Below are 23,864 nucleotides of genomic sequence, written 5' to 3'. Positions count from 1 at the left end.
TTTTGTCTTTATATCCGCTAAGGCTCTAATACGTTTACTAGTTTTATTGTTATATGCGCTAAAGCGTTAATATAGTAACTAACCTCAGTTCAGGCTAACTAGTTTTACGTGATTTTAAGAAAATCTACAATACTTGCAAAGGTGCGTTCAAATTCAACGTAGCTATGATCGCCACCAAACTCTATCAATTGCTTGCATTGCGAATAATATTTTACTGCGTGTTGAAAGTTCAACACTTCATCGCCTGTTTGCTGTAATAAATACAGTAACTCAGGATGTGCTAATTTATCTACAGCGAGTAGTTTCAGCGCCTCAATATGACTGTTATTTAAATCGTAATGATAATCTTGATACGGATTATAATTAGGCCCAAGTAACGACTGTAATAAATTATAAGGTGCGACCGCGGGATTAATGACCACTGCAGGAATTTGATAACGCTGCGATAAATACGTGGCAAAAAAACCACCTAACGAGCTACCTAATAAAACGGTATCTGGCGTTAGTAATTGTTCAAGCTCAATTATAGCTTGTAGGGGCTCGTGGTTTAAGTTCGGTACACAATAATCAACGTCATAGTTTGCCATAAGCTCACCAAAGCGCACAGCTTTATATGATTTTTGTGAACTATTAAAGCCATGAATATAAATTACGCGCTTAGCCATACCACTTCCGTTTTTACTTCAACTTTATCTTTTTTACTCTTTATATTTAGCATTCTGTAAGCAGGCCCTGCATTTTTTTGCTCCCACTTTGGAGTGTATTTTACAAACTGGACTGAACTGGCAGGACTTGCATATATAGGCAAGCCTCTAAAGTTTTGTTCATAATCGTTGTGTACATGACCATGAAAAAGCGCAGATACATTATTACTATTAACTAAAATATTTAAAAGCTGTGGACCATTTTCTAATAAGTGCTTATCAAGATAGCCATCTATTGGCAGCGGATTATGATGGCAAAAGATAACTTTACTATTATTCGAGTTGACTAAAGTATCAGTTATTTCATCTAAATGCGCGCCAGTAACCCATCCTGCGGGCGTGGGTCCTTTAGAATTAATAAGAAGCAGCTCAACCCCGTTAGCAATAATATGTTTAGCCGAATTTATTTTTCCGCTACTTATGCGATTAAGCATTACTAGTTCATCATGATTACCTGGTACCCAAAATACAGGGCAAGTGATGTCACTGGCATTTATAAGTTCACTAAATAATAAGTACGATTCGAAACTATGGTCTTGTGTTAAATCACCACCAAAAATTACGCAATCTACTGGCTGCTCAGCGATGTGTGCCAAAGCTTGTTCAAAATGGGCTGCAGTATTTACATTAAAATATTCACCATTTTTATCTGCAAATAAATGGCTGTCGGTAATATGCGCAATGCACAAAGATGATTTATCAAATGTATATGTATCATCAAACCAAGCCATTATTTACATCCCAATTTAATGTTGCTTGCCCGTGTTCTACACAGGCCACTAACCAGTCGTATAAAAAAGCATTAAGTTGATACTTTTCATCTTTTTGATGCATTTTAGGGTTGGGGTATCCGTACGATGGTTTTATGCGTTGATGGTAATCGTGATGAATAATTTCAGCTACTTTCGCATCGTGATACAAACGCACCGTTAAATACAGCGGCGCTATCCCTTTAACCATTCCTGTTAGCTGCTTAATTGAAATATCCATAGTGTATTTTGCGCTGCCATCAATTTTTGTAGCAAATTCACTGTTGCCAAGTTTTACTTCACGAATGCTTCCTATATTGCGCTCGCTCGGTAACAACTTTAATAGTCGCACATAGTTATGCTCACAAAGTGTTAAATACTTTGGGAGGCTTTGAATATATCGATTTGTTGCTAATTGTGCTGTCAAAGTTCCGCCATAATATTAGTAAGAGTTTATGCCCATTTGCTTGCCATTTTTTCGCGATTTAGCGCAAGCCACTGCATACAAATAACCGTTGCCGCATTATCCATTTCACCGTTATTGAGGCGCATTAGCGCATCATCAACCGATAAAATATGAGTTTTTATATCCTCGCCTTCAGTTTCAAGACCATATACACCTGATTTCACTTGGCTTAAGTCAGTACGCGCTAAATATAAATGTAAGCGCTCAGTTGTACCACCAGGGCTTGATAGGTATGAAAGCATAAATTCAAGTTCAGTTAATTCAAGCCCAGCTTCTTCATACGCTTCTTTTTTTACAACTGATTCGTAATCCGTACTGCCGTCAGTCATTCCGGCTATACATTCTAGTAGCCACGGCGAATGCTTACTTTTAATAGCGCCAATACGTATTTGCTCAATTAAAAGAACAGTATCTGATATTGGATCGTAAGGGAGTACTGCAATTGCATCGCCACGTTCTAATATTTCTCGGCTAATTAGCTCTGATTTTCCACCCGCAAAAAGAGCATGTTCAAACTGGTATAAATCAACCTGAAAAAAACCTTTATAAAGGTTTTTTATTGACTTTAAATTTACATCTTTATGTGTAAATTGAACGAGCTTTTTATCAACCACGTGCCTACCTCCTACTTATCTAAAGCTTTAAAATGCGTTAATATATTCTGTTACACTTGAACATACTGTTTTACTAATTATTTTTTTTGTTATGCAGTAAAACAGGTTAACATGCTTTTAGTACAAAAATTGTCTAAGGACCGAACCCCACATGAAAAAGAACATTCTTGCGGCGCTAGTTAGTTTATCATGCGCACTAGGTGCAACAGCAGTGAAAGCTGAAGATTTACTACAAGTTTTTGAAATAGCAACAGCTAACGATCCTACTGTTTTAAAAGCAAAAGCCCAAGCCGATGCGCAGTCTTACCAAAGCGATTTGGCGATGAGTGCACTATTACCTCAAATTGGTTTAACTATGGGTTATACGAAAAGCGATGCAACGTCGTACCAAAGCGTTGGCGACTTATCTAACCAAGTTAAAGTTGAAAGTGATACAGACCAATTCTCTCGTGGTGTAAGTTTAAGCCAAACATTATTTGATTTAGGTGCTTGGAACACTTTAGATATTGCCGATAAGCAAGCTCTACAAGCAAGCGGCCTATATGATGCAGCTAAACAAAATTTAATTGTACGCGTTGCTGAAGGTTATTTTAACGTATTAAGTGCCAGTGATAACCTTGAATTTGTCGAAGCTGAAAAACGTGCCATTGCACGTCAACTTGAGCAAACAAAACAACGTTATGCAGTAGGTTTAACAGCTATAACAGACGTACACGAAGCACAAGCTCAGTTTGATAACTCAGTAGCCCAAGAAATTATTGCCAGTAATGCTGTAGAAACTGCACGCGAGCAACTTCGTGAGATAACTGGTAAATATCACGAAAAATTAGACTTTTTAAATACAGATACTTTCTCAACAACTAAGCCAACTAAGCGCTCAAGCGACTTTGTTAAAGTAGCTGAAGATAAAAATATCAACTTACAAGTCTCTAAAGTAACGGTTGATATTGCAAAAGATCAAATTGAATTAGCAAAAGCAGGTCATTATCCAAAACTAACTCTAAGTGCAAGTTATGGTGACTCTCTTACAGACACTCAAATAAATGGCGCTAATTTTGATGACCAACCGCGTTCAGACTCAAGTTCTGTTGGGCTTAACTTTAGCGTACCTTTATATTCAGGTGGCGCAACGGTTGCTGCAACAAACCAAGCGCGTGCGTTTTACGTATCAGCGAGCCAAGATTATGAAACAAATTACCGCGCAGTCACTCGCACAGTAATTACATCTTATAATCAAGTTGTTTCAGATATTGCGACTTACAAAGCGCTAGAGCAAGCGGTTGTTTCAGCTCAAAGTGCCCTTAAAGCAACTGAAGCCGGTTTTGAAGTAGGTACTCGTACCATTGTTGACGTACTAGTGAGTACGCAAAATTTATACGATGCAAAACGTAACCTTGCTGATGTGCGTTACCGTTATGTGTTATCTACCCTTCGCTTAAAACAAGCTGCGGGTACACTAACAAGTGAAGATTTGGTTGCTATAAACCAAGGTTTAAAATCAGCTTAACTTTTACAGCTAAACATAATATAGATTTATTCAAAGCCAGCATGTAGCTGGCTTTTTGTATTTTATAGCGCTTAGCGTTAAACTATCGTTTTTATTCTCAGAGAGATTTTTGTGGTCACCTCATCTCCTTTTAAAGCATCTTTTTTAGGCCCTCGATACTGGCTAACGTGGGTTGGCGTTTTATTTTTATACTTAATTTCTTGGCTACCACAAAAGCTACAGCTGGCAATGGGTAAACAACTTGGCCGCTTAGTCCATAAATTTATGAAGCGCCGTCGCCATATTGCAGAAGTAAATATTAAGCTGTGTTTTCCTGATATGAGCGAAGCAGATCAAAAAGAACTTGTACTCAAAAATATGGAAAACACCGGCATTGCAATGGTTGAAACCGGCATGGCTTGGTGGTGGCCGCAGTGGCGAGTAAAAAGTGTATATGGCTCAATCAAAGGTTTGGAGCACTTTGAGCGCGTACAGGCATCTGGTAAAGGTGTTTTATTACTTGTACCTCATATTCTGCATCTTGAAATGGCGAGTCGTGTAATGGGATTAAAATGCCAAGGTTTAGGCTTTTACCGCCCTCATAACAACGCTCTAATGGAATACTTTACAACGAATGGCCGCCTTCGTTCTAACGAATACCTAATTGGCCGAAAAGATGTAAAAGGCTTACTAAAATCATTAAAAAACAAAAAAGTATGCTATTACTTACCTGACCAAGATTACGGCCGTAACCGCTGTGAATTTGTGCCATTTTACGCCGTACCTGACGCAGCAACGACAACAGGTACTCTTATGTTTGCTGGCAGTAAAAACTGCGAAACTATGAGCTTAATCTCGCGTCGCGACGAAAATGGTAAGTATCATTTAGAGGTAGTACCTGAGCTTGAAAACTTCCCAAGTGGTGATGATAAGGCTGATGTAACACGTGTAAATCAACGCATGGAACAATCTGTTAATGCCGCTCCAGAGCAATACATGTGGCTACACCGTCGCTTTAAAACTCGACCGGATAAAAATACCCCTTCTTTTTATAAAAAGTAATGGTATAACAATAATAGGAACAAATAAGGTGGGTAATAATCATGTGGTTTTGGATTAGACATTTATCATTTGCAGCCGTGCTAATAGCACTCGCCGTATACTTTTTAGTGGGTGATGGTTCTGTATTTGATATTAAAAAATCTAAAAATGCAGCCGCCGAAGGATTATCACGCTTTTACTCCTCCATTCGTAACCAAGTAAAAAGTAATAAAGAACGAGATCAATTTGTTTTAAAACTTAAAACACCAGAACAAACCTTGGATAGAGTATTGGCTGAACGTGCGCGAACAGTAGATCCAATGCCGACAAATTGGACTGGAGAAGTTGAACCTAGGCGCTTTGAAAATGGCACAACTCTTAAAGATGTACTTAATCAATATGCTAAAAACGAGGGTATTGAGCTCTACTGGTACTTAAGTAAAGATTACGTAGTTAAAGATCATTTTAGAGTAGACAGTAACTTTACTTCGGCACTGTACCAAATTGGGCGCGCTATAAATGATGACTTTGAGCATGAGGTTTATACTTACTTTTGCCATAAACAAAGAGCAGCGGTTATTACCGAGTTACCATCAGAATTTGTACGTACAAACTGTTTAAAACTAAAGGTTTAAGGGTTTACACATACAAAAACCCAAGCAAGCGCTTGGGTTTTTCAATTCAATTCAATTCAATTCAAAAATACTATTCCAAATATTAGTTACGTTAGTAATATCTTGTAAAAACGTTTCTCGCGGGATCAATTTGCCTTTTTGCTCCAAGCTCAACACGTGATAACACGAGCGGTAATCAATATACGCTTTTATCAACTGCTGCTTTTGCTCTTTAGTAATACAACCTATATTTGCCGCATCCGTTAATATTCTTACGTTATCTGAGTAAACTGTAAGCTGTTCAAACTCGTTTGCGTGTTTAAGTACTAAATATTGCGTAATAAACTCAATATCAGCCATGCCACCAACATCTTGTTTTAAATCAAATTGATCAATATTTCCCTTCGCTAGATGGTCGCGCATTTTTTCGCGCATTTTTATTACATCAGCTTTTAGCACGGTATCATCGCGCTGCTGGCAAAGTATGTTTTTACGAATTTGTGAAAAACGATCTATCAGATCGTTTTGACCTAAAATTAATCGAGCCCGAACAAGTGCTTGATGCTCCCACGTCCATGCTTGAGTTTGCTGATAGTGATTAAAGCTCTCTAAATTGATAGCCAATAAACCAGAGGCTCCTTCAGGACGTAATCGCGTATCAAGCTCGTATAAAATGCCCGATGCAGTACGGGTATTAAATAAATGCATTAAGCGCTGAGCGAGCTTTAAATAAAACTGACGAGAATCTATCGGTTTTTCACCATTAGTTAGGCTTGAGCCATCATGGTTATGCACAAACACCAAATCTAGATCTGAGTCGTATCCGACTTCTAAGCCACCTGTTTTACCATATGCAATAACAGCAAAACCTTTATTCTCATCATCTGTGCCAGGGGGCATCCCAAAGCGCTTAACAGTGTTATGCCATGCAATATTAACGGCTTGGTCAACAATCGCCTCTGCCAGTACGGTTAAATGATCGCTTACTTTCATTACATCAAGAACACCGGTTGCATCGGCGGCAGCAATTCGTAATTGATGCGTTTGCTTAAATTGCCTAAGCGACTCCATTTGCAGTTCTAAATCGTCATGCTCTATTCGTAAAAAATACTGTCTTATTTCATCTTTATACGACGTGAGCGGGGTTGGTTTATAAAGAACTGCGGGGTCTATTAGTTCATCAAGTAATATCGGGTAGCGAGAAATATGCTCCCCTATCCATTTGCTATGACAACACAGTAAAACGAGTTGCTTTAATGCACCTTGGTTTTCGTAAAGCAATTCTAAATAGGCAGTACGCGAAATTATCTTATTAAAAATTTGGCAAACCATTGTGAAAGCTGCTGCACTGGCATTAAAGTCATTTAATTGATTTAGTAAAACGGGCATTAACTTATCAAGAGTGTCACGCCCTCGGTTACCTATATTTACCTTAGACAGCCTTAATTTAAAATCGTTAAGGGGTGCTTGCCATTCATCTCTGGCCTCTTTTAAAAAGCTCACATCACCATGATCCCAAGCACTAATAAATGCGCCTTCGCAGGTATCAAGTGGCACGGTTTCCTCGCCAATCACAAGTGCAAACTCACCGTTAACTTGTTTCATCACCTTTTCTATAGTGTTTAAAGTGGCAGAAAAATCAGCTTGTTCTAATAATAAATTTAAGCGCTGCTGATTCAATTCATCATCGGGGAGTGTTTGCGTTTGCTGATCGTCAAATATTTGAAGGTACTGCTCAACTTTACGTAAATAAAGGTAATTGCGTTTCAGCTCGCTTGCTTCTTGCTCATCTATAACTTGGTTAAGTGCCAACTCATTTAATGCTTTGAGTAAAGATTGGGTTTGTAAATTAGCCTCTCGCCCACCTCTTACCATTTGCAGGGCTTGCACTATAAATTCAACTTCACGAATACCACCAGCGCCTAGTTTTATATTATTAGTTAAGCGTTTACGGCGAACCTCTTGTGCAATCATTAACTTCATTTTACGCAAGGATTCAATCACCGAAAAATCAATATACCGGCGGTAAACAAACGGCTTTAAAAGCTTAATAAATTCATCCCAATATTTATTAGGGGTGCCAATTAAGCGCCCTTTTAACATGGCGTAGCGTTCCCAGTCGCGCCCTTGTTCTTGGTAGTAATCTTCAATGGCATTAAAGCTCATAACCAAAGGGCCGCTTTCGCCAAACGGACGTAAGCGCATATCAACTCTAAATACCTGCCCATCACCGGTGGCTTGGTTAAGTGCTGCAATCAGTTTTTGTGCAACTTTGGTATAAAATACTTGGGCCTCAAGGCTTCTGCGGCCACCTTGGGTTTTTGTGCTGCGCGGATACGCAAAAATAAGATCAATATCAGAGGAATAATTTAGCTCCTGTCCGCCAAGCTTCCCCATCCCCAATACCATTAGCGGCATTGCTTGGTTTTGCTCATCAAGCGGTTCACCATTTACTTTTGCCACCTGTGCATGCGCCCATTGGTTGGCGCTATTAATTAACATGTCAGCCAGTTGGCTTATGTAATTAATACTATCGGCAATGGGGTTGTTACAGCATAAATCTAAAAAGGCGACTTTAAGCCAGTACTTTTCACGATATTGACGAAGTACTTTATGACACTGTGCTTCATCAAGGTCAGCTAAATTCAGGTTTTTAAAAGGAGAATCTATTACTCTATTTTGTATTTCGTCTTTGCATAATAGCCAGGTATTTAAATCAGGTTGTGACTCTAAACTGCGCCAAGCAAAGTCGCTTAATGCTAATAACCTTACAACTTCACTTTGTTTACTTTGCTGCGGGTATAACTGTTCAAAGCGCATCAAGCCAAGTTTTTGTAATTGAATAGGAAGTTGCTTTACGTTACTCATCAATCCTCTCTTTTATATCATCAATAACCGTACTAGAATGATTAAAACCTAGAAAGGTTAACTTAATTAGGATCACCATGTCATATTTGTCTTTATCTAACACTAGTTTTATTGCGATTGCCATTAGTTTTGCGGTTATTTGCATAACTATTTTTTGTTTACGAGTTGTCACTCAAATCAAAGCAAAACAAGCGCTTAAAGATGAGTTAGCGCAACACGACAACTTTGCCATGGGTATTAGTTTTGCATCTGAAATATCAGTCGTTATAGCCACTATAGCCTTTTTATTTGACGAAATAAGCGTAAGCACGGCACAGTCAAACCCTTTAAAAGTGTTAATTATTATTGTTCTCTTATTCACTTTTATAAAAGTGGGCCATTTAATTCACAGAAAATGGATACTCCACAGGTTTAATGAAGAAGCTGCCATACTAAAACAAAATGTATGTGCTGCATTGGTAGACTCAGGAATGTTAATCGCTAACTGTATTATTGCTCTGGGCTTGTACACGTGGACCCACACGCAAGGGTTTAGCAACTTACTTATTGCTTGCGTTAGCTTTTTTACACTTCAGGGGATGTTTGCACTTGATAGCAAAATACGAGAACACCGTTTTGCAAAAGCAAACCAAGGTGCGTCACTACAAAGTAACTTTAACCTAGAAAATACATCTATTGGTATAAGATATGCTGGAAAATCAATTGGCTTAGCGTTGGCTGTATATGCTGGTTTATCTAGCGCAGCATTTCAAAACGGTAAAATGGTTGAAAACATATTTACACTTGTAATGCATTGCGGTGTAATGTGGATACTACTTTACAGCTTAACGTATGTGATAAAAATTATCTCTTTACCAAATATTGATACGGCTCTTGAAATAGACCATCAAGATAATATTGGGGTAGCATGCATAGAATTTGCTGTTTTTTGTGCTATAGGTTATTTACTTATTAGTATGTTTTCTCTTTAGACCTTTTTTACTGAAAATACAGCAATTAAAACGTCTGCATTTAAGTAATAATGGTAATTACTTAGATGCAACAAGGTCCTAGCTCTATGCCGCCTGAAATAACGAACTATTTGTTAATTGACATAGACAACGAATTTAGCCGCGCATTTGCCGAATACTATGTAAATAGTAATGGCATAACAAAAGCGAGTACACTTATTGCTGCAGGGAGTAATACCCGCCAATTAGTAAAAATGATGTTTGACGAGCTTATTAAAGACTATAGTTATTGCGATCTTGAAAACGAAATAAGCGTTTCTGAGTTAATTAATTATTTAAAAGATCATCACGATTTACACGGAGTCCTTTTCAATAGCACCGATTATTTACTCGCAAGTGATAAGCAGCGCTTTATTTATAACTCCTTGCATAAAGAACGCTTTTTAATAAATCTTGATGATACAGGCTATACACTAAGCCGGGTTACCGACGAGACGTTAACGGAACCTTCGCAAAATCATCACGATATAGCGCACACCCCACAAGATTTAATAGATCTCGCCGAACAACTTAATAAAAATAAATAATTGCGCACAGCCCCCAGCTTACTTACCATAGCAATATATATTTTTACGCTATGTAGTAAGTGACGCCCTATGCGAGTTCCTCATATTTATCAAACATCGAGTATTGCCCTAAACACCCCTGTAACTTTAGATGACGATGCTGCAGGGCATATTGGCAGAGTGCTGCGCATGAAAGTAGGCGAGCATGTATCTATTTTTAATGGCGAAGGTGGCGAATACCTTAGTGAAATAATTGAGGTAACAAAAAAAACAGTCGTCGTAATGCCATTAGAACTTAACCCTCACGATGTAGAATCTCCACTTAAAATTCATTTAGGTCAGTGTGTATCCCGTGGTGATAAGATGGATTTTACAATTCAAAAGTCAGTTGAACTAGGTATTACCGAAATCACCCCTATTTTTAGTCAGCGCTGTGGCGTGAAACTAATGGGCGATCGTCTTGAGAAAAAACACCAACAATGGCAAAAAATTGCAATTGCAGCAGCTGAGCAGTCAGGGCGTAATTTTGTGCCAATTATTCACCCACCTATAGATTTAAAACAATGGCTTGCACAACAAACCAATGCAATTAAGCTCACTCTTCACCCTCGTGCTGAGCACAGCATTAAAACCATTACGGTACCTAAAGATGGCGTACGCTTTTTAGTAGGCCCCGAAGGTGGCTTTACCGACGATGAAATGGCACTAACCAAACAACTAGAATTTGTAGATATTCGCTTAGGCCCGCGCGTTTTACGAACGGAAACAGCCGCTTTAACGGTCTTAAGTGCATTACAACTTCAATTTGGCGATTTAGCTAATTGAAATAACTAAAAGCACCCTCATATAAACAGTAACATTTATAGTAAGGCACAGCGCATGGCAATTAAGTTAGGTATTATTTCAGATCCTATTAGTGGATTTAACATCAAAAAAGACACCGGTTTTGCAATGATGATGCAAGCGCAAGAACGTGGCTACGAAATTTATTATATGGAGATGGACGATTTATCTCTTCGTAAAGGTAAGTCGTACGCTACAGCGTCTAAAGCGCAAGTGTTTAATAATACAGAAAAATGGTATGAGCTTGAAGAAAAAACCACTATAGCCCTTGCCGATCTTGACGTAATTTTAATGCGTAAAGACCCTCCTTTTGATACTGAATACATTTACGCGACGTATATTTTAGAGCGGGCTGAACAAGAAGGTACGTTAATAATTAACAAGCCACAAAGCCTTCGCGATGCTAACGAAAAGCTATTTACAGCATGGTTTAGCGAGCATACGCCAGACACACTTGTTACACGTAGCCAAAAACAAATTCGTGAATTTTTAGCACAGCATAAAGACATTATTTTAAAGCCGCTTGATGGCATGGGTGGCGCATCGATTTTTCGCATCAGAGAAGACGATGCCAACATTGGTGTAATTTGTGAAACGTTAACAGAGCACGGCAGCCGCTTCGCAATGGTGCAAAATTACATTCCAGAGATCAAACAAGGCGATAAGCGCGTACTAGTAGTTGATGGCGAAGTTATTCCATATTGTTTAGCGCGTATACCGCAAAATGGTGAAACACGCGGTAATTTGGCTGCAGGCGGTCGAGGCGAAGCCCGTCCTCTTAGCGAATCAGATTTAAAAATAGCGCAAGCTGTTGCACCAACGCTCAAAGAAAAAGGCTTAATATTTGTAGGTTTAGATATTATTGGCGATAAATTAACTGAAATTAACGTAACTGCACCAACGTGCGTACGCGAAATTGAAGCTGCTTATGATATTTCTATCACAGGTATTTTATTTGATGCGATTGAGCGTAAATTAGGTAAGTAATTACCACAATAAAAAGCCCATTAGTTTAAGCCTTTCATGCAATTAATGGGCTTTTTATGTCAATTTAAATAACTATGCCATACTCAAAGTTCATTAACTAAAAAGGGTGAAATCTATGCAGTCATTAGAAAATCATTTTTTAATCGCGATGCCGTCAATGCAAGACCCTTTTTTTAAACGTGCTGTTACCTATATTTGTGAGCACAATGAAGATGGGGCTATGGGTTTGGTAATAAACCAACCTATTGATGTTACTGTTGGCGAACTTTTAGATAAAATAGAAATTGATAACGACAAAACGCAAAACGCAGCAAAAGTAAGTGTCTTTGCAGGTGGGCCCGTTAAAACTGACCGTGGTTTTGTACTGCACTCTCCCCAATCGGGTTATTCAGCAAGTCAAAAACTCAGTAGCGATATTATGATCACTACCTCAAAAGACGTTCTAGCAAACTTAACCACTGCACAAGCACCAGAGCAGTTTATTATTACACTTGGTTATTCAGGGTGGGAGCAAGGACAACTCGAACAAGAGTTACTTGATAACAGCTGGTTGATCATAGAAGCCGATCCGAAGATCATTTTTGATACCCCCGTTGAAAAACGATGGGAAAAAGCAGTTTCAATGTTGGGCTTTGATATTAGCCAACTTAGCCCTGAAGCTGGTCACGCATAATAGTAACTAACCCTTAGCAAACTTAAACAAGATACACATGACAAAAAAATCGCTTAAGCCGCAAGGCGAACGCACTGTAATGGGCTTTGACTTTGGCACCAAAAGTATTGGTATTGCTATTGGGCAAGAGTTAACCGGCAGTGCGTCTAGCCTTAAGGCTGTAAAAGCACAAGATGGCATTCCTAACTGGGACCATATCGCCGTACAAGTAGCCGAGTGGCAGCCTGACTTAATGGTTGTTGGTTTACCGCTAAATATGGATGGAACATCACAAGAGGTTACCTTTAAAGCAAAAAAGTTTGCCAACAGATTGCATAATCATTATGGAATTCCTGTGCAAACACAAGATGAGCGTTTAACAACAGCGGACGCTAAAGCGCGACTTTTTGAAAGTGGCGGCTATAAAAACTTAGGTAAAGGTAACGTAGATAATATGTCTGCGGTTATTATTTTAGAAAGTTTTTTTGAATCTAGTTACGGTGAATAAGCTGGCTATATAAACAACCCTTTATACAAATAAAAAAAGCGCCAATTGGCGCTTTTTCATTAATTACTTTTTAAATTATTGATCGCTATTTTTATCATCAAGGCCATCAATAGTAACGCCCTGTAAAAAGCCCGCACCTTGTTGTTCGTTATTGCGCAGTTTTATCATTAAGCGTAAATCATTTGGTGAGTCAGCATGGTGCAGTGCATCAGCGTAGTTAATTCGCTGCTGTCTGTACAACTCAAATAACGCTTGGTCAAAGGTTTGCATGCCCATTTCTTTCGACTTAGCCATTGCCTCTTTAATTCCGCCAATATCACCATTTTTAATCAGTTCAGCGACCATTGGTGAATTAAGCAATATTTCAATAGCTGCAACTCGGCTTTCACCATCAGCAGTCGGCACTAGTTGCTGAGCAACAATGGCACGTAAGTTAAGTGCTAAGTCGTACTTAAGCTTATCGTGTTTTTCTTTTGGAACTAAATGCATAATACGGTCAATCGCTTGGTTCGCATTATTAGCATGTAGTGTCGCAACACATAGGTGTCCGGTTTCAGCAAAGCTTAGGGCGTATTCCATGGTTTCTTGCGATCGAATTTCACCAATCAAAATAACATCTGGAGCTTGGCGTAATGAGCTTTTAAGTGCCGACTCAAAGCTTTCTGTATCAAGCCCTACTTCGCGCTGAGTAATAATACTTTTACGATGCTCATGAACAAATTCAATCGGATCTTCAATGGTCAGTATATGACCTCGTTGATTACGGTTTCGATAACCAATAAGTGCAGCTAGTGAGGTCGATTTACCCGTACCTGTACCACCTACAAATAAGACAAGACCGCGTTTAGACATAATTACATCTGTCAGCGTAGATGGCAGACCTAAATCACTTACATCAGGAATTTGCGTCACAATACGACGAATAACCATACCTGCTCTATCGCGCTGCCAAAAAGCAGAAATACGAAAACGCCCTTCGTCGGTAGCAATCGCAAAGTTACATTCTTTCGTTGTATGAAACTCTGCTTTTTGCTTTTCGCTCATTGCAGATTCTACTAACTCAAGCGATTGCTCATCAGTCAGTCTATCGTCACTGAGAGCTATTAGCTCGCCGTTTATTTTTGCACTTACAGGTAACTGACTCGATACAAATAGGTCAGAACCCTTTTTCTCAATCATTATGAGTAAAAAGTCGTTTAAAGATAAAGCCATAATAATTTCTTACCCACCAAATTGTGTTTTGTCTTGCGCTTTTTCTTTCGCTGCCGCATTTGTAACAATACCGTGATTAACTAAATTAGTTAAACACTGATCCATTGTTTGCATGCCCACAGACGCACCGGTTTGAATAGACGAATACATTTGTGCAATTTTATCTTCACGAATTAAGTTACGAATAGCAGGGACTGCAATCATAATTTCGTGTGCTGCAACTCGCCCACCACCAATTTTTTTAAGCAGTGTTTGTGAAATTACCGCACGTAAAGATTCAGATAACATTGAGCGCACCATAGCTTTTTCTTCACCTGGGAATACATCAATAATACGGTCAATAGTTTTTGGTGCAGATGTTGTATGTAGCGTGCCAAACACTAAGTGACCCGTTTCGGCAGCGGTCATTGCAAGACGAATTGTTTCTAAATCACGTAACTCACCCACAAGTATTACATCAGGGTCTTCACGCAATGCACTACGTAGCGCGTTTGAAAAGCTATGTGTATCGCGGTGAACTTCGCGTTGGTTAATTAAACTTAATTTATTATCGTGAACAAACTCGATTGGATCTTCTATTGTTAGAATATGGTGATGTTTATTTTGATTTATATAGTCGACCATAGCGGCAAGTGTTGTTGATTTACCAGAACCCGTTGGCCCTGTTACTAACACGAGTCCACGTGGGGTATCAGAGATTGTTTTAAAAATATCTGGCGCGCCTAAATCATCAAGCGTTAACACTTCACTTGGTATAGTACGAAATACCGCAGCGGGCCCGCGATTAGAGTTAAATGCATTCACACGAAAACGTGCTAAATTAGGCACTTCAAACGAAAAATCCACTTCGAGATTTTGTTCGTAGTCCTTGCGTTGATTATCGTTCATAATATCGTAAACCAGACTGTTTACGTCTTTGTCTGCAAGGGCTGGTATATTAATGCGGCGAACATCACCGTCTACGCGTATCATAGGTGAAACACCCGACGATAAATGTAAATCGGATGCTTTGTGTTGCACACTAAACGCTAATAATTCGGTAATATCCATTTATGACTCCACAACTAACTGATAAATATATGGTTACAATAGCAGAACGACTCACATCCGCCTACGCTAGAATTGCAGACGCGGCAAAAAACACACAGCGAAACACTAACGAAGTTACTCTACTAGCAGTGTCTAAAACTAAACCAAGCGAAGATATTATTGCAGCTTATGAGCATGGTCAGCGCGAATTTGGTGAATCTTATGTTCAAGAGGCTATAGATAAAATAGCTCAACTACAGTCATATAGCGACATCATTTGGCATTTCATTGGCCCTATTCAATCAAATAAAAGTGCATTAGTAGCTGCTAACTTTGATTGGGTGCAAAGTGTTGATCGCATTAAAATAGCAAAGCGATTAGATTCCCAGCGCCCAGACGATAAACCGCCTCTTAATATACTTATTCAAGTAAATATAAGTAATGAGGAAGCAAAGTCAGGTTGCCGCCGCGATGAAATAGATGAACTTGCCGATTATATTAACCAATGTGAGCACTTAACACTTCGAGGTTTAATGGCAATTCCCGCTAAAAGCAACGATCTGGATACGCAAATTCAATCTTTTGAGCAATTACAAACTTGCTTTGATAAACTAAAGACCCAATATCCTCAAGTAGATACTTTGTCGATGGGTATGAGTAACGATGTTGAAGCTGCCATTAGCGCAGGCTCAACCATGGTAAGGATCGGCACAGACATTTTTGGAACACGAACTTAAAAGGTGATAACAGATTTATGTCAGATAAAAAAATCGCATTTATAGGCACAGGTAATATGAGCTACGCCATTATTGGTGGCATGGTAAAAAACGGCTTTAACGCAAGTAACATAATTGCGACTAACCGCAACCAAGAAAAGCTTGAAAAGGTAGCTTTTGATTTCAAGGTGCAAACCACCAGTGACAATAACGAAGCCCTGCGCGATGCTGATGTAATTCTTTTGTCTGTTAAACCACAAATGATGGGCGATTTATGTAAATCGTTTCAAGAGTCAGGCGTAGACTTTAGCGATAAACTGTTTATTTCTGTTGCTGCGGGCTTAACTGTAAAACGTTTGCGTGAAATGCTAGGCCAAGACGTTAAAATGGTACGCTGCATGCCAAACACGCCATCTTTATTAGGTCGCGGAGTATCAGGTTTATATGGTGCGGGCGAAACACCAAGCGAACACGAATTTGTACAACAAGTTTTTGAATGTACGGGCATTGTTGTATGGGTGGAAAAAGAGTCACAAATTAACGATATTATTGCTGTAACCGGCTCATCACCTGCTTACTTTTTCTTATTTATGGAAGCCATAGAAGAAAAAGCTAAAGCGCTGGGCTTTAACGATGAAGACGCTCGTCGCCTGGTACAACAAACAGCCCTTGGCGCTGCCGAAATGGCACTTAGCCAGCCTGATATTAGTATTTCGCAACTACGTTCAAACGTAACATCTAAAGGCGGCACTACTCACGCAGCTGTTGAGCACTTAAAAGATGAAGGCTTAACTAAAACCGTTGGCGATGCAATGGATGCGTGTATTGCGCGTGCAGAGCAAATGGAAAAAGAACTTTAAAACCACTTTTTATTGAAGGTTACACTATGAATGCCATGCAATTTTTAATCAGTACCCTGTTTGATTTGTTTTTAATGGTGGTATTACTGCGCTTTTGGCTGCAGTGGGCAAAAGCCGACTTTTACAATCCAATGAGCCAGTTTGTGGTTAAAGCCACTTCGTTTGCGGTAAAACCACTGCGTAAAATCATTCCGAGGTTTGGCGGACTTGATCTAGCATCTCTGTTGCTGGCATTTATAGTGGCTGTAGCCAAAATTAGTACTTTAATGCTTGTTATATATAATGCGTGGGCAATACAGCCTGTGCTTATTCAAGCACTTATAACGGTACTAAAAGAAGGCCTTAATTTAGTATTTTGGGTACTTATTATTCGCGCTATTTTAAGTTGGGTTAGCCAAGGCTATAACCCTATAGAAGCGGTTTTCCACCAGCTTACTGAACCAATGCTAAAACCAATTCGTAAAATATTGCCATCAATGGGTGGCTTAGATTTATCAGTTTTAGTGCTTATTATTGGTATTCAGTTTTTGCAAATGCTGCTTATGGATTTTCTAGTCTAATATAGATTTTTTAATTAGAGGCCCAAAGGCCTCTTTTTTATATGTTTTGAGGAATACATAATGAACCGTTTAATTAAGTTTTGTTTTATTGCTTGTTTAGCATTTGCATTTAACGCGCAAAGCGAAGAAATGCAGGGCGCACAATACAAAGAGCTTGGCCCTTGGCAAGTCCATTACATCGCCTTTCCTTCTACTTTTATTCAGCCAAAAATAGCAAAAGCATACAACCTTGAGCGCAGTGGCTACAAAGGGGTTGTAAACATTTCTATATTAAAAAATGATGCCGATAAAACAGCACAAACGGCAAAGCTTACAGGCACAGCTAAAAACCTACTTGGCAACAAACAAACACTTACTTTTAAAGAAGTAAAAGAAGGTGAGTCAATTTATTACCTTGCCCAAGTTGATTACACCAACGAAGAGATTTTACGCTTTGAGATTGAGATACAACAAAATAATCAATTTCAAAAATTACAGTTTCAGCAAAAATTTTACGTAGATTAATAACATGACCAAAACTTTAGTACTTGCTACAGGTAACCCTGGCAAAGTAAAAGAGCTAGCTAACATGCTAAGCTCTCTGAATATTAATGTAGTTCCACAGAGCGATTTTAACGTAGGTGAAGTTGCCGAAACCGGCACTACCTTTGTTGAAAATGCCATTATTAAAGCGCGCCATGCCGCTAAAATTACTGGTATGCCTGCTATTGCCGATGACTCAGGTTTAGAAGTTGATGGCCTAAATGGCGCGCCCGGTGTTTACTCAGCCCGTTTTGCAGGCCCAGGTGCCAGCGATCAAGATAACATTGATAAGTTACTTGTAGATTTAGGTGATAACCCTATTCGCAGTGCACGCTTTTGGTGTGTACTGGTGTTAATGCGCCACGCAGACGACCCTACTCCGCTTATTTGTAGTGCTAGTTGGGAGGGCGAAATTACGCTCACTCAAAATGGCAATGGTGGATTTGGTTACGATCCTGTGTTTTTTGTAGCAGAGAAAAATTGTACGAGTGCTGAGCTTACAAAAGAGCAAAAAAATGCAGTGAGTCATCGCGGACAAGCGCTGCAAAAATTATTACTAGAACTACAGCAAAAAGGCGGCCTGTGAACCTTCCACCACTGAGCTTATATGTGCACGTGCCTTGGTGCGTGCAAAAATGCCCGTACTGCGATTTTAATAGCCACGGACAAAAAGGTGAAATACCTGAAGCTGAATATGTTCAACACTTAATTGATGACTTAAAAGCAGATTTGCACTTAGTGCAAGGACGTAAAATTCACAGCATTTTTATTGGTGGCGGCACTCCGAGCCTATTAACTGGTGCAGCTTATACCCGTTTATTAAATGAAGTCGACAACCTAATTGGGCTTGAAGAACACTGCGAAATAACCCTTGAAGCCAACCCTGGTACAGTAGAAACAGGTCGCTTTAAAGATTACGTAAAAGCAGGCATTAACCGTATTTCTATCGGTGTGCAAAGCATGCAAAACGACAAGTTAAAAGCACTTGGTCGGATTCATGGCAGCGACGAGGCAAACTATGCCGCGCAACAAGCTACAGAAGCCGGTTTAAATAGCTTTAATCTTGATTTAATGCATGGCTTACCTGGGCAAACACTTGATGATGCTCTGAGTGATTTAAAACAAATAATAGCGCTCGATCCACCGCATATATCTTGGTATCAATTAACTATTGAACCCAATACTCAGTTTGCTTCAAAGCCCCCTACCTTGCCACAAGATGAAACACTGTGGGACATTCAAGAACAAGGGGTTGAGTTACTCGCGCAAGCAGGTTACGTGCAATACGAAATATCGGGCTATGCAAAACCGGGCTATCAATGCCAACATAACTTAAATTATTGGCGTTTTGGCGATTATCTCGGTATTGGCTGCGGCGCACATGGTAAGGTTACTGATGCAAATACAGGGCTTATAACGCGTACCGAAAAGGTTAAACATCCTCGCGGCTATATGGATTTAATTAAACCGTATATGTATAAAAGCTGGCATGTAAAGCAAGACGATTTAGCGTTTGAATTTTTTATGAATCGCTTTCGCCTTGTTGAGCCTTGCCCAATTAATGATTTTAATAAACTAACAACACTGCCGCTGCAAAGTCAGCAAAGTGCATTAAACCAAGCAATAAATAAAGGTTTATTGACTCAAACAGACAGCCATTGGCAGGTAACCTTAAAAGGTCATCGCTTTTTAAATGACCTGCTAGAATTGTTTGTGTAGCGCTAAGGCACTGCACAACAATATAAAACTAATAAATATAAATCACCCTAATGGGTTTCTAACAACAAAAGGGAAAACAATGCGTAAACTCACTTTTATTGCGGCCGCAGTAAGCGTTGCACTACTTGCTGGCTGCCAGCAAACAACACAACAATCTACTTCAGCCCCTATTGCACAAGCAGTTCAATCACAACAAAGTGAAATAGACAAAGCCAATGCATTTTTTGAAGATACATTTAACCGCGATGTAATGAGCAGCCCTGTATATCAAACATACATGGGGATTAAGCAAGATTACGATAAATGGGACGATGGCAGCGAAGAAAGAAAGCTTAAAGATTTAGCACAAACAAAAGCTGACCTAGTTGCATTAAAAGCAATTAATCGTGATCTATTAGATGATGCAACAAAAGTTAGCTACGACTTAAAAAAACAGGATCTTGAAAGCTCAATTGCTGACTTTAAATGGCGCTACCATAATTACCCTGTGAACCAAATGTTTGGTACGCATTCTATGATCCCTGCGTTTTTAATTAATCAGCACTCAATTAGTAATGTAAAAGAAGCTAAAGACTACATTTCACGCCTAAATGGTGTAACTGGTGTTATTGATCAGCTTATCGTTGATTTAACTGTACGTGCAGAAAAAGGCATCATAGCCCCTAAATTTGTATTCCCGCATGTTATTGATTCAAGCAAAAACATTATTCACGGTGCACCGTTTGAAAAAGGCGATGATTCTACATTGCTTGCTGACTTTAAACGCAAAGTAACAGCGCTTGAAATTAGCCAAGACGAAAAAGACTCGTTAATCAGCGATGCATCAGATGCATTAAAATCGGCTGTTAAACCCTCTTACTCTAAGCTAATTAATTACCTAGCGCAGCTTGAGAAACGTGCTGATGATCGCGATGGCGCATGGAAATTACCAGATGGTGAAGCATTTTATAACAACGCACTTAAGCGCACTACAACAACAGATTTAACGGCTAAAGAAATTCATGCAATTGGTTTATCTGAAGTGACACGTATTCATGATGAAATGCGTGAAATTAAAGATAAAGTAGGCTTTAAAGGCGACTTAAAAGCGTTTATGCAGTTTATGAAAACTGACAAACAATTTTACTACCCTAATGATGCACAAGGTAAGCAACGCTACCTTGATGAAGCCACTGGACTTATTGATACAATGAAAACACGCTTAGATGAGTTATTCATTGTTAAACCAAAAGCTGATTTAAAAGTAAAAGCAGTTGAAGCATTCCGTGAAAAAGCAGCGGGCAAGGCATTTTACCAACAGCCAGCTCCAGATGGTTCACGCCCAGGCATTTACTACGCTAACCTTTATGACATGGAAGCTATGCCAACATATCAAATGGAAGCACTTGCTTACCACGAAGGTATTCCGGGTCACCACATGCAAATCGCTATTTCGCAAGAACTAGAAGGCGTTCCTAAGTTCCGTAAATTTGGTGGCTACACAGCATATATTGAAGGTTGGGGTTTATACTCAGAGTTTATTCCTAAAGAAATGGGCATGTACTCAGACCCTTACTCAGATTTTGGTCGTCTTTCAATGGAGCTATGGCGCGCATGTCGTCTAGTGGTTGATACGGGTATTCACGCGATGAAGTGGACTCGCCAAGAAGGTATTGATTACTACGTGAATAACACGCCTAATGCAACATCTGACGGTGTTAAAATGGTTGAGCGTCACATTGTAATGCCTTCACAAGCAACGGCTTATAAAGTGGGTATGCTTAAGATTTTAGAACTTCGTGAAGATGCTAAAAAGCAACTTGGTGATAAGTTTGATATTCGCCAGTTCCACGACGTAGTACTTAAAAATGGTCCTGTACCACTAAATGTACTAGAGAACTTTGTTAATGAATGGGTAGCAAGCAAAAAAGCTTAAAACCAATTTAAACAATTGCTTTAAATATGAAAGGTCGCATTTGCGGCCTTTTTTGTTTTATAGTAGTAAAAAAGATTTTTGGAAATAATAATGGATTTAAGCATACAACTACTTAATGCGCGTATTTCAAAGCAACAGTTAAATGAGCTCGATAACGACTTTAAGCAGTTAAGCCCTGCTCAGCAAACTTTGCAGCTTAACCATTTATATGACAGCGCCCAACGGTTGAGTGTTAAGTATGACTTTATGCAAAACATAGCAACGCGGATATTAAGCTCTAACACAGCGCCTTCTCCATTTATTAATCAACTCACTAATATTGACGCATTGAGCTTTTTTACCCCTGCGCTGAAAGTAAATAAAGGCTTTTTAGTACAAGATACACAAGGAAATAACGTACTGCACAATGTGTTTAAGCATGCCGATGCGACAAAGCTGCCATTTAACTATGTGCGCTCTTTGATGCTGTTTGAATCAAATGATGAGTTAGCTAAAGCGCTGGCGCAGCCCAACTCTCATGGCTTAACACCGGTGGCCTGCTACATAGCCTATGCAAATAAACCTAGCACACCGGTAAAGCATGAATTTTCAGCTTTGTTAGCATTAATGGAAATAGAGCAAAAACAAAATCCTAACGCTAAACAACAGCTTGCCAACGTAATAAAAGGGCAAAAAATTAACGAGACCACAATTTTACTGAGCGCCGCTTACTTGCAACGCTCAACGGCGCAAGTTGCTCACTTAATCAAGGCGCTTTAATTCACTCACAACTTCTGTACGCACACTGTCTATGGCATGTGTAATAGATTGCGCAGCACTTTGGTGATCAACCATATTTGGCCAATTTGTTTGCCAGACCTTTTGTAAGTCTTTTGTTTTTAAATGTACTTCATCAACGGCTAAGTAGCTTAAGTCATGAATTAGGTTAACTTTAACCCAGCCTTTTCTGGGGCTGCCATCTATTTTGTTATTATCGTAATGTGCCGCAAATACAATAAGCTCAAGCTCGGCTAGTTCTTGTAAGATTTGAAAGCTAGCAATGCGTGTATTGTTGTTATCTTCACTTGCCTCCATCCGCCATGCATTATAACTAAAGCCTATAAACGCAAATACTACGCTCGCTATAGCAGTGAAAAAATACGAACGGGGCGCCAGTACAAACTGACCATATTTAGACTCTGACATATTATTTCCTAGGGCCTGTTTATCTTTCGAGGTTAAATTTGCAGCAGTATGTTTGGTATTTAGGCAAGGCAGAGCCTATGCAGTGTGGTTATTCCCCATTAATAGGCGATAACGTGGAATAAATGCCAAACATGCGCTGCCCGAAGGGTTCTGCCTAGGGGCAATTTACTCTTTGTTGCATACATGGATGTAGGTAAGGGGCGTGAGCAGGACGCGGAAGCTTTGCTCGGTTTTTACTTAGCCCGCTAGGTTACAAACCTCACGCCGCGATTAAATCGGCCCCTAGATTGAACAAATTTTAATCCTGAAAGGTCAACAGGCCCTAATCATTTAAATAATATTCAACACTGGTTACTACTCTTATATTTTTTATTTGCGGTGTGTTTGAATCTCGATTACTGATACTAAATTGCCCTTGGCGAGCTGTTTTTATTTTGCCTAATTTTGAATTAGAGTCTTTAGCAAATTTATTAGCGACTTCACGCGCTTTTTCAGTTGCTTCTTGCACCATCGCAGGCTTTACATCATTGAGGCCAGTAAAGATGTATTCAACTTTTGTTTCGTAGCTATCTTGCACTATTGCGATATCTTGTTTAGCAAGCTGGCTTACTTTACTCAGCGCGTTTTGCACTTTATCTGACGCAGCAGAATAAACAATAATATTTGAGCGCACTATGTATCTAAATTGTTGATTTTCATTACTGTATTCACGTGCTTGCTTATCAATAACTGACTGGCTACCTATTGTTATTTCATCGTCGTCAAAACCATGGAGTTTTAAAAAAGCAGTTACCGCATCATTTTTTTTCTCAACCCGGCTTACTAATTTTTCAAGGTTATTGTCGGCATCACTAAATTGCAGAGGCCAAATTACCGTATCGGCTATTACTTCTCGCTCGGCCAATCCCTTAACCTGCACAGTACGTTCCATCCCTTTCACACTCAAAGCGGTACTTTTTAAGATAAACCCTAAGCTAATTAAGCCTATACTTAAACAAATAGCCGCTATAACAATGTAAAAACCGGGGGTTTTATTCACAATAATCTCCTTGATTGATATCAATAATAAGCATCGAGACGCTCGAAATAACACAGTAA

Annotated in this window: 26 protein-coding genes; 17 read left to right on the top strand and 9 right to left on the bottom strand. The window is 39.3% G+C overall.

What is annotated here, in order from left to right; all coding sequences use genetic code 11:
• Positions 1-104: 104 nt before the first annotated feature.
• Genes QMA08_RS12580 through QMA08_RS12565 form a run of 4 tightly spaced genes read right to left on the bottom strand, consistent with a single transcriptional unit; the run spans position 105 to position 2,533 of the window.
• Positions 105-665: a YqiA/YcfP family alpha/beta fold hydrolase gene (locus QMA08_RS12580; protein ID WP_002961960.1), complete on the bottom strand. Its 561-nt coding sequence runs from the start codon at positions 663-665 to the stop codon at positions 105-107.
• Entirely contained in the window at positions 650-1,435 is a 786-nt protein-coding gene (locus QMA08_RS12575) for a metallophosphoesterase (protein ID WP_290174624.1), read from the bottom strand. The genes QMA08_RS12580 and QMA08_RS12575 overlap by 16 nt, the downstream gene beginning before the upstream one ends.
• Positions 1,422-1,880, bottom strand: a complete 459-nt coding sequence (locus tag QMA08_RS12570; protein ID WP_039488324.1) for a DUF1249 domain-containing protein — start codon at positions 1,878-1,880, stop codon at positions 1,422-1,424. The genes QMA08_RS12575 and QMA08_RS12570 overlap by 14 nt, the downstream gene beginning before the upstream one ends.
• 26 nt (positions 1,881-1,906) lie before the next feature.
• Entirely contained in the window at positions 1,907-2,533 is a 627-nt protein-coding gene (locus QMA08_RS12565; RefSeq protein ID WP_290174623.1) for an NUDIX domain-containing protein, read from the bottom strand.
• Positions 2,534-2,684: 151 nt separating this feature from the next.
• Here QMA08_RS12565 and tolC point away from each other — a divergent pair, with 151 nt between their 5' ends.
• From tolC to QMA08_RS12550, 3 genes are all read left to right on the top strand, one after another.
• Positions 2,685-4,040: an outer membrane channel protein TolC gene (tolC, locus tag QMA08_RS12560; protein ID WP_002961956.1), complete on the top strand. Its 1,356-nt coding sequence runs from the start codon at positions 2,685-2,687 to the stop codon at positions 4,038-4,040.
• A 111-nt stretch (positions 4,041-4,151) separates the two neighbouring features.
• Positions 4,152-5,081 (top strand): LpxL/LpxP family Kdo(2)-lipid IV(A) lauroyl/palmitoleoyl acyltransferase, encoded by a 930-nt coding sequence (gene lpxL / locus QMA08_RS12555; protein ID WP_290174622.1) that lies wholly within the window; start codon positions 4,152-4,154, stop codon positions 5,079-5,081.
• Positions 5,082-5,122: 41 nt separating this feature from the next.
• Entirely contained in the window at positions 5,123-5,695 is a 573-nt protein-coding gene (locus QMA08_RS12550; protein ID WP_002961954.1) for a toxin co-regulated pilus biosynthesis Q family protein, read from the top strand.
• 51 nt (positions 5,696-5,746) lie between these two features.
• Here the strand turns inward: QMA08_RS12550 and glnE are convergent, their stop codons facing one another.
• Positions 5,747-8,542: a bifunctional [glutamate--ammonia ligase]-adenylyl-L-tyrosine phosphorylase/[glutamate--ammonia-ligase] adenylyltransferase gene (gene glnE, locus QMA08_RS12545; RefSeq protein ID WP_290174621.1), complete on the bottom strand. Its 2,796-nt coding sequence runs from the start codon at positions 8,540-8,542 to the stop codon at positions 5,747-5,749.
• Between the two features lie 77 nt (positions 8,543-8,619).
• Here glnE and QMA08_RS12540 point away from each other — a divergent pair, with 77 nt between their 5' ends.
• From QMA08_RS12540 to ruvX, 6 genes are all read left to right on the top strand, one after another.
• Positions 8,620-9,513: a hypothetical protein gene (locus QMA08_RS12540; protein ID WP_039488320.1), complete on the top strand. Its 894-nt coding sequence runs from the start codon at positions 8,620-8,622 to the stop codon at positions 9,511-9,513.
• A 65-nt stretch (positions 9,514-9,578) separates the two neighbouring features.
• A complete protein-coding gene (locus QMA08_RS12535) occupies positions 9,579-10,079 on the top strand; it encodes a hypothetical protein (RefSeq protein ID WP_002961951.1) in 501 nt (166 codons plus the stop codon).
• A gap of 69 nt (positions 10,080-10,148) precedes the next feature.
• On the top strand, positions 10,149-10,883 hold the full coding sequence (gene rsmE / locus QMA08_RS12530; protein ID WP_290174620.1) for a 16S rRNA (uracil(1498)-N(3))-methyltransferase: 735 nt from the start codon (positions 10,149-10,151) through the stop codon (positions 10,881-10,883).
• 54 nt (positions 10,884-10,937) lie between these two features.
• On the top strand, positions 10,938-11,888 hold the full coding sequence (gene gshB, locus QMA08_RS12525; protein WP_138489656.1) for a glutathione synthase: 951 nt from the start codon (positions 10,938-10,940) through the stop codon (positions 11,886-11,888).
• Between the two features lie 115 nt (positions 11,889-12,003).
• Positions 12,004-12,561: a YqgE/AlgH family protein gene (locus tag QMA08_RS12520; RefSeq protein ID WP_002961948.1), complete on the top strand. Its 558-nt coding sequence runs from the start codon at positions 12,004-12,006 to the stop codon at positions 12,559-12,561.
• 37 nt (positions 12,562-12,598) lie between these two features.
• Positions 12,599-13,048, top strand: a complete 450-nt coding sequence (gene ruvX, locus QMA08_RS12515) for a Holliday junction resolvase RuvX (protein WP_002961947.1) — start codon at positions 12,599-12,601, stop codon at positions 13,046-13,048.
• A 75-nt stretch (positions 13,049-13,123) separates the two neighbouring features.
• Here ruvX and QMA08_RS12510 read toward each other — a convergent pair whose 3' ends face one another.
• The gene (locus QMA08_RS12510) at positions 13,124-14,260 is read right to left on the bottom strand and encodes a PilT/PilU family type 4a pilus ATPase (RefSeq protein WP_002961946.1); all 1,137 of its coding nucleotides are present in this window, start codon (positions 14,258-14,260) and stop codon (positions 13,124-13,126) included.
• Positions 14,261-14,269: 9 nt separating this feature from the next.
• Entirely contained in the window at positions 14,270-15,310 is a 1,041-nt protein-coding gene (locus QMA08_RS12505; RefSeq protein WP_039488318.1) for a type IV pilus twitching motility protein PilT, read from the bottom strand.
• Positions 15,311-15,312: 2 nt separating this feature from the next.
• Here QMA08_RS12505 and QMA08_RS12500 point away from each other — a divergent pair, with 2 nt between their 5' ends.
• The 8 genes from QMA08_RS12500 (at position 15,313) to QMA08_RS12465 (ending at position 22,340) form a co-directional block, all read left to right on the top strand.
• A complete protein-coding gene (locus QMA08_RS12500; protein ID WP_272451626.1) occupies positions 15,313-16,026 on the top strand; it encodes a YggS family pyridoxal phosphate-dependent enzyme in 714 nt (237 codons plus the stop codon).
• A gap of 17 nt (positions 16,027-16,043) precedes the next feature.
• Positions 16,044-16,865 (top strand): pyrroline-5-carboxylate reductase, encoded by an 822-nt coding sequence (proC, locus tag QMA08_RS12495; protein WP_290174619.1) that lies wholly within the window; start codon positions 16,044-16,046, stop codon positions 16,863-16,865.
• A 26-nt stretch (positions 16,866-16,891) separates the two neighbouring features.
• On the top strand, positions 16,892-17,425 hold the full coding sequence (locus QMA08_RS12490; RefSeq protein ID WP_290174618.1) for a YggT family protein: 534 nt from the start codon (positions 16,892-16,894) through the stop codon (positions 17,423-17,425).
• 60 nt (positions 17,426-17,485) lie between these two features.
• Complete coding sequence (locus QMA08_RS12485) at positions 17,486-17,929, top strand: DUF4426 domain-containing protein (protein ID WP_165723835.1); 444 nt, start codon at positions 17,486-17,488, stop codon at positions 17,927-17,929.
• A gap of 4 nt (positions 17,930-17,933) precedes the next feature.
• Positions 17,934-18,533 (top strand): XTP/dITP diphosphatase, encoded by a 600-nt coding sequence (locus QMA08_RS12480; protein WP_002962573.1) that lies wholly within the window; start codon positions 17,934-17,936, stop codon positions 18,531-18,533.
• Positions 18,530-19,666, top strand: coding sequence for a radical SAM family heme chaperone HemW (hemW, locus tag QMA08_RS12475; protein ID WP_290174617.1), 1,137 nt, complete (start codon positions 18,530-18,532; stop codon positions 19,664-19,666). Before QMA08_RS12480 ends, hemW begins: the two co-directional genes overlap by 4 nt.
• A gap of 79 nt (positions 19,667-19,745) precedes the next feature.
• Positions 19,746-21,581, top strand: a complete 1,836-nt coding sequence (locus QMA08_RS12470; RefSeq protein WP_182671390.1) for a DUF885 domain-containing protein — start codon at positions 19,746-19,748, stop codon at positions 21,579-21,581.
• A 90-nt stretch (positions 21,582-21,671) separates the two neighbouring features.
• Positions 21,672-22,340 carry a hypothetical protein gene (locus tag QMA08_RS12465; RefSeq protein WP_290174616.1) on the top strand — a complete coding sequence of 223 codons (669 nt, stop codon included), beginning with the start codon at positions 21,672-21,674 and terminating at the stop codon, positions 22,338-22,340.
• Here QMA08_RS12465 and QMA08_RS12460 read toward each other — a convergent pair.
• Together QMA08_RS12460 and QMA08_RS12455 are read right to left on the bottom strand one after the other, a co-directional pair.
• A complete protein-coding gene (locus QMA08_RS12460; RefSeq protein WP_002962578.1) occupies positions 22,323-22,766 on the bottom strand; it encodes a hypothetical protein in 444 nt (147 codons plus the stop codon). The genes QMA08_RS12465 and QMA08_RS12460 overlap by 18 nt on opposite strands.
• Before the next feature lie 322 nt (positions 22,767-23,088).
• Positions 23,089-23,805: an SIMPL domain-containing protein gene (locus QMA08_RS12455; protein ID WP_290174615.1), complete on the bottom strand. Its 717-nt coding sequence runs from the start codon at positions 23,803-23,805 to the stop codon at positions 23,089-23,091.
• Between the last annotated feature and the right edge of the window lie 59 nt (positions 23,806-23,864).

Origin of the sequence: Pseudoalteromonas sp. APC 3355 (assembly GCF_030407615.1) — a bacterium.
GTDB classification, from domain to species: domain Bacteria; phylum Pseudomonadota; class Gammaproteobacteria; order Enterobacterales; family Alteromonadaceae; genus Pseudoalteromonas; species Pseudoalteromonas distincta.
Note: the sequence above shows the minus strand (reverse complement) of the source record. Positions and strands in the feature narration are given on the sequence as shown.

Coding starts and splice junctions, on each gene's coding strand:
- rsmE (WP_290174620.1), top strand. CDS start 10,149: ATGCGAGTTCCTCATATTTATCAAACATCGAGTATTGCCCTAAACACC.
- QMA08_RS12460 (WP_002962578.1), bottom strand. CDS start 22,766: ATGTCAGAGTCTAAATATGGTCAGTTTGTACTGGCGCCCCGTTCGTAT.
- tolC (WP_002961956.1), top strand. CDS start 2,685: ATGAAAAAGAACATTCTTGCGGCGCTAGTTAGTTTATCATGCGCACTA.
- gshB (WP_138489656.1), top strand. CDS start 10,938: ATGGCAATTAAGTTAGGTATTATTTCAGATCCTATTAGTGGATTTAAC.
- QMA08_RS12480 (WP_002962573.1), top strand. CDS start 17,934: ATGACCAAAACTTTAGTACTTGCTACAGGTAACCCTGGCAAAGTAAAA.
- QMA08_RS12490 (WP_290174618.1), top strand. CDS start 16,892: ATGAATGCCATGCAATTTTTAATCAGTACCCTGTTTGATTTGTTTTTA.
- QMA08_RS12575 (WP_290174624.1), bottom strand. CDS start 1,435: ATGGCTTGGTTTGATGATACATATACATTTGATAAATCATCTTTGTGC.
- QMA08_RS12505 (WP_039488318.1), bottom strand. CDS start 15,310: ATGGATATTACCGAATTATTAGCGTTTAGTGTGCAACACAAAGCATCC.
- QMA08_RS12550 (WP_002961954.1), top strand. CDS start 5,123: ATGTGGTTTTGGATTAGACATTTATCATTTGCAGCCGTGCTAATAGCA.
- glnE (WP_290174621.1), bottom strand. CDS start 8,542: ATGAGTAACGTAAAGCAACTTCCTATTCAATTACAAAAACTTGGCTTG.
- QMA08_RS12520 (WP_002961948.1), top strand. CDS start 12,004: ATGCAGTCATTAGAAAATCATTTTTTAATCGCGATGCCGTCAATGCAA.
- QMA08_RS12465 (WP_290174616.1), top strand. CDS start 21,672: ATGGATTTAAGCATACAACTACTTAATGCGCGTATTTCAAAGCAACAG.
- ruvX (WP_002961947.1), top strand. CDS start 12,599: ATGACAAAAAAATCGCTTAAGCCGCAAGGCGAACGCACTGTAATGGGC.
- QMA08_RS12500 (WP_272451626.1), top strand. CDS start 15,313: ATGACTCCACAACTAACTGATAAATATATGGTTACAATAGCAGAACGA.
- QMA08_RS12485 (WP_165723835.1), top strand. CDS start 17,486: ATGAACCGTTTAATTAAGTTTTGTTTTATTGCTTGTTTAGCATTTGCA.
- QMA08_RS12580 (WP_002961960.1), bottom strand. CDS start 665: ATGGCTAAGCGCGTAATTTATATTCATGGCTTTAATAGTTCACAAAAA.
- QMA08_RS12510 (WP_002961946.1), bottom strand. CDS start 14,260: ATGGCTTTATCTTTAAACGACTTTTTACTCATAATGATTGAGAAAAAG.
- QMA08_RS12470 (WP_182671390.1), top strand. CDS start 19,746: ATGCGTAAACTCACTTTTATTGCGGCCGCAGTAAGCGTTGCACTACTT.
- QMA08_RS12535 (WP_002961951.1), top strand. CDS start 9,579: ATGCAACAAGGTCCTAGCTCTATGCCGCCTGAAATAACGAACTATTTG.
- QMA08_RS12540 (WP_039488320.1), top strand. CDS start 8,620: ATGTCATATTTGTCTTTATCTAACACTAGTTTTATTGCGATTGCCATT.
- proC (WP_290174619.1), top strand. CDS start 16,044: ATGTCAGATAAAAAAATCGCATTTATAGGCACAGGTAATATGAGCTAC.